Annotated in this window: 6 protein-coding genes; 3 read left to right on the top strand and 3 right to left on the bottom strand. The window is 43.5% G+C overall.

All coding sequences use genetic code 11. The features are described from left to right. A partial coding sequence (locus V5N63_RS10275; protein ID WP_332033865.1) for an alkaline phosphatase occupies positions 1-902 on the bottom strand: 902 nt, incomplete at its 3' end. Between the two features lie 116 nt (positions 903-1,018). On the opposite strand from V5N63_RS10275, the gene pafA reads away from it, so the two are divergent. Further along, positions 1,019-2,665 (top strand): alkaline phosphatase PafA, encoded by a 1,647-nt coding sequence (gene pafA, locus V5N63_RS10270; RefSeq protein WP_332023627.1) that lies wholly within the window; start codon positions 1,019-1,021, stop codon positions 2,663-2,665. Positions 2,666-2,909: 244 nt separating this feature from the next. On the opposite strand, the gene V5N63_RS10265 is transcribed toward pafA, so the two are convergent. Continuing rightward, positions 2,910-3,488 carry a DUF4136 domain-containing protein gene (locus V5N63_RS10265; protein ID WP_442905520.1) on the bottom strand — a complete coding sequence of 193 codons (579 nt, stop codon included), beginning with the start codon at positions 3,486-3,488 and terminating at the stop codon, positions 2,910-2,912. Positions 3,489-3,498: 10 nt separating this feature from the next. Further along, a complete protein-coding gene (locus V5N63_RS10260; RefSeq protein WP_088469843.1) occupies positions 3,499-3,681 on the bottom strand; it encodes a DUF5522 domain-containing protein in 183 nt (60 codons plus the stop codon). 39 nt (positions 3,682-3,720) lie between these two features. Between V5N63_RS10260 and V5N63_RS10255 the strand changes: the two genes are divergently transcribed. Together V5N63_RS10255 and V5N63_RS10250 are read left to right on the top strand one after the other, a co-directional pair. After that, a complete protein-coding gene (locus tag V5N63_RS10255) occupies positions 3,721-4,053 on the top strand; it encodes a hypothetical protein (protein WP_332033864.1) in 333 nt (110 codons plus the stop codon). 256 nt (positions 4,054-4,309) lie between these two features. Beyond that, a partial coding sequence (locus V5N63_RS10250) for a 1-aminocyclopropane-1-carboxylate deaminase/D-cysteine desulfhydrase (protein ID WP_332033863.1) occupies positions 4,310-4,980 on the top strand: 671 nt, incomplete at its 3' end.

Below are 4,980 nucleotides of genomic sequence, written 5' to 3'. Positions count from 1 at the left end.
TCGTCAAAAGCCAGCTGGTCATAAAGAAGTGCAGAAATATCGTTCCCGTGCGCCGCCCAGTCTACTTTTCCGGCTTCTACCTGCATGACGAATCCGTTTTTATGGTCTTTCATCTGGCTGATGGCTTTCGAAGTCATTTCCGCTAAAGTCGGAATATTGTTTTTCATAAAACTGCTGCTGTTCCGGTCGGAAGCATAGGGCAGGCCGTCTTCATCAAAGGTTGCAATCAGCGGTTTGTTTTGCGGTGCGGCATTCATTTCATCTTTATTTCGCGCTACCGAATACCCTTTGTTCCTGAAAACAGCGTACATGTCCTTTTTGTCTTTCCGCTGTGCCGCATCAAAGTATTTGTGTCCGCCGCCCATGATCACATCAAACCCCAGTTCCGAATATATGGCGGCGATTTCTTCCTGGGAATTACGGCTTTTGGTATATACCGAAAACCCTGCCGGTGTCGCGTGGGTAACGGGAACAGTGGTCACTAACCCCACTTTTTTTCCTGCTTTTTTAAATTTCTGAAGGATGGGCAGATGTTCTTCACCATTTGCGCCGATATTTAGGCTGCCGTTATTCACCCGTTGGCCGCCTCCCCAGGAGGAACTGGCTGCAGCCGAATCGGTAACGATAGAGCTGGCAGAAGCCATATCCATCACTCCTCTCTGTACAAGATTTTCTTCATAAAGAGAAATCCAGTGCGAAGGTCTTCCCAGTTTACGTCGGCTGTATAAATCTGCCATGTGCAGGGTGCCGGAGCTCATCCCGTCGCTCACCATAAAAATAATATTCTTTGCCTTTTTGCCCCCAAATTCTTCCTTGAAGATATTGGCTTTGGCTGAAAAAGGTGTCAAAAGCAGTCCGCCTAACGCAAGCGAGCCGCCTTTCAATAATTCCCGTCTTTTCATTAATCCTATTTTTTTCAAATTTAAACAAAGAAGTATTAACAAAGCATGAATTTTTAAAAATTTGAGTTACCCTTTGTAATTTCCTTTAAATTTGCAGTGATAAAAACTTTGATAAAATGTCCGGAAAAATTAAAATTCTGTTTTTCGTGTTCCTGTCTGTTTTCAGCATGAAGGCACAGAGAAATCAATCATCCACCACACCCAAACCCAAACTGGTGGTAGGAATTGTGGTAGACCAGATGCGGTGGGATTTCCTTTACCGCTACGAAAGCAAATACGGCACTGGTGGTTTCAGGAGGCTCCTTAGCCAGGGATACAGCTTCAGTAACGTAATGATCGATTATGTTCCCACGGTAACCGCATTGGGGCATACTTCGATTTACACAGGCTCGGTACCTTCCATCCACGGTATTGCCGGTAACGACTGGACAGACCGCGAAACCGGCAAAAACGTATACTGCACGACTGACGCATCGGTGAAGGGAATCAGTGCCAGCTCAGAAAAAATCGGGGCGCACTCGCCGCACAATCTCTGGAGCACGACGATTACGGATCAGCTCGGAATGGCTACCAATTTCCGTTCGAAAGTGGTGGGAGTATCTCTGAAAGACAGGGCTTCCATTCTACCAGCCGGGCACAATCCTACCGGAGCATTTTGGTTTGATGAAGGTACAGGAAATTTTGTAACCAGTTCCTATTATATGAACGAACTGCCGCAGTGGCTGAAGAACTTCAATGCGCAGAATTGGGGAGAAAAACTGGTAGCCAACGGCTGGACCACTTCACTTCCGATCTCGCAATATACCGAAAGTACGGCTGACGACGTTCCGTGGGAACAGCTTTTGGGGAGTGCAAAAACCCCAACCTTTCCTTACAATAACCTGGCAGCAGATTATGCCACGAAGAAAGGAATCATCAGAACGACACCGTTCGGAAATTCATTAACGCTAAAAGTTGCTGAGGCTGCACTCGACGGTTACCAGATGGGCCGTAATACAGAAACGGATTTTCTTGCTATTAATATTGCCTCTACCGATTATGTCGGACATTCTTTCGGCCCGAATTCTATTGAAGTTCAGGACACCTATTTAAAACTTGATAAAGACTTGGAACAGTTTTTTAATATGCTCGATAAAAAAGTGGGCAAAGACAATTACCTGGTATTCCTTTCTGCAGATCACGGTGCAGCGAATGCTTTAGGATATATGCAGGCGAACAAAATGCTGACCGGACTTTTTGATGAAGGACTTCAAAAAAATCTTGAAGAAGAACTTAAAGTTAAATTCAGTCAGGAAAAACTGATCTGGGCAATCGATAATTACCAGATTTATCTGAATCACAAACTCATCCGTGAAAACAATCTGGATGCTTATGCAATTAAGCAACAACTGCTGTCTTATCTGAATAAAGATCCCCGTGTGCTGTATGCGGTAGATCTGGCTAAGGTTGGCTCTTCAGCTATCCCCGAACCCATTAAATCAAGAATCATCAATGGATACAACTGGCAGCGGAGCGGTGACATCCAGATTATTTCGCACGACGGAATGTTGCCAAACTATGCGAAGAAAGGAACCACTCACAGTGTATGGAATTCTTATGACGCTCATATTCCGCTGATCTTCATGGGAACAGGAATTAAAAAAGGAGCGAGCGCCAAAGCTTATCACATGACGGATATTGCACCTACTTTGGCCCAGATACTAAAAATCGAAAACCCAAGTGGAAACATCGGTAATCCTATTACAGAGGTTTTGGGAGAATAGATTTTAAGACTAAGGAATAAAAATTATGAAAAGTGAAAAGTTTCGCGCGCCGCAGGCGCGCGAAACTTTTTTTATTATACAATCTGCTGTCTGAATATTAATTGTCGATTCGTCAGTTCAATCCTTTAAATCTGCGGGAAAAATTTTTCAGTTTAAACCCACGATAACCGTTTCCACTTACTCAATGACTTTCGTTCATAAAAAAACTGCCCTAAAGCAGTTTTCTGTGTATAAAGAATTTGTGTTATTTCCCTTTCTGTGGCGGATAGTTTGCCATGATCTCTGCAACGATTTCCGGAATCTGTCTCTGTTTCGCTTTCGGTGAATCTACAGAAATTCCGCTGCCGATTCCCTGCCAAACCAGTTTCTGGGTTCTGGCATCAATCAGATCCAGGATCAGTGCGCCCTGATTGTAATTGGATGTCCAGGTTCTGTTCATGCCTACACCCCAACCGAAAGGTCCGCCCCAGCCATACATGCCGTACGGTCTTGAACTCTGTACATCCTGAATTTTCTTGTGATTGGCTTTTACATTCACAATTAAATCGGGATTGTCGCTTACGCTCAGGCCTTTGGTTTGTAACTGTCTGGAGACTTCGTTTAACACCCGGTCTTTATCGATGTCATTCAGTTTCAGGTCGTCAATTCTTAATTTATACGTTTTATACTCGTTAAAGTTTGCAGTTTCTGCATAATCAGATCTCACGTTAAAGGGGCTGCAGGAAGTGAGTCCCAACGTGGCCGAAGCCAAAAGAAGAAAAATATATTTTTTGCTCATTCTTTTAAGATTTATTTTTTGGTTTTCGCTAATCGTTGATTTCATCGCAAATTATTTATTTATTTTTTTTAATCGGTTTTATAAAACGGTCGGTCTTTTTATCATAACCGTACGGGCAGTGTTTACAGCCACTTTTGCAGCAATAGCCGCGCTTGAGGTGGTATTTCTCTGTAAAAACCTTATAACCCTGTTCATTATAATAAAAGTCTTCATGTTCTTTGATGGTGTTTTCGCTCATGGGTTAAATCAATAGGGCAGAAAATTTTATCTTTGTCAGATGATAATGGTCTGCCGGTCACTCCTCAAAAATACGAAAATTTCTGCGATCGCACTTTTTCCTGTGATTCTGTTGCGCAGGCCCGAAGACCGCTACAATAAAACGCTCATCAATCACGAAAAAATTCACCTGCGACAGCAGCTGGAGTTGCTCATCATCTTCTTTTATCTGTGGTACGTCATCGAATATTATTTCTGGTACTTCCGGCTGAAAGACAGTTTCCTGGCTTATAAATACATTTCTTTCGAGCGCGAAGCTTTTGCCATGGAAGATGATCCTGATTATCTGAAAACCCGCAAACTCTGGAGTTTCTGGAAATATAGAGGAGGTTAATTTCTTTTGGGCGCCTTTTCCGGCTTTCACTACTCGCTTCCCGGTTCCTGCGTCACCGGGAGAGCTCAGACACGCCGTTCAATCCGGGGCGCGGCATGGTAATAATACAAAATACAGTTTAAAAAATATCTTATCTTTCACATCCAACATCCAACTTCCCACATCAAGCGCCCAGATATTCATCATCAGCGAAATCCGCGAGATAAAACAGAACACAAAATATTCCCGTTCCAAAATCTTTCCCGAAATTTGCAGCATGACCATTCCTGAAATTTCAATCCCCATCACCGAAATTCCTCTGGATAAAAATATAAAGCTCTTCATTAAAAGAGAAAACCTTATTCATCCCGGAATTTCCGGCAATAAATTCTGGAAACTCTACTATAACATTAATCAATATCTTGAGCAGCAACCGGAACATCCTTTCATCGTTACGTTTGGCGGCGCATTTTCCAATCATATTGCAGCCGTTTCTGCGCTGGGAAAGGACCAGGGCATCAGAACTATGGGCATCATCCGCGGCGATGAACTGCAGGACCGGTGGCAGGATAATCCGACTTTAGCATTCGCGCACAGCAACGGGATGGCGTTCCGTTTTGTTACCCGCGCAGACTACAGAAATAAGGAATCTTTAACCGAGAATCTTCATAAAGAATTTCCTGACGCTTCCATTATTCCCGAAGGCGGAACCAACATCCTCGCCGTGAAAGGCATACAGCACATGCTGAATGAAGGAACAAAAAGTTTTGATTATCTTTGCACCGCAGTGGGTACTGGCGGAACCGTTGCCGGGATCTCGAAATTTGCTGAAGCACACCAGCAGGTTTTAGGGTTCAAAGCAGTAAACGATCCAACGCTGGAGGATGAGGTTTTTAAGTTATCAGAAAGAAAAAATTTTAAACTTATTGAAGCGCACGATGGGAGTTA

The sequence above is a fragment of the Kaistella sp. genome, assembly GCF_032060305.1.
Taxonomy (GTDB): Bacteria; Bacteroidota; Bacteroidia; order Flavobacteriales; family Weeksellaceae; genus Kaistella; species Kaistella yananensis.
The sequence above is the reverse complement of the archived record's forward strand: the minus strand, read 5'-3'. Positions and strand labels throughout refer to the sequence as shown.

Bases quoted from the DNA above. Each gene is read 5' to 3' on its own strand.
- V5N63_RS10255 (WP_332033864.1), top strand. From the start codon at position 3,721: ATGATAATGGTCTGCCGGTCACTCCTCAAAAATACGAAAATTTCTGCG.
- pafA (WP_332023627.1), top strand. From the start codon at position 1,019: ATGTCCGGAAAAATTAAAATTCTGTTTTTCGTGTTCCTGTCTGTTTTC.
- V5N63_RS10260 (WP_088469843.1), bottom strand. From the start codon at position 3,681: ATGAGCGAAAACACCATCAAAGAACATGAAGACTTTTATTATAATGAA.
- V5N63_RS10265 (WP_442905520.1), bottom strand. From the start codon at position 3,488: ATGAAATCAACGATTAGCGAAAACCAAAAAATAAATCTTAAAAGAATG.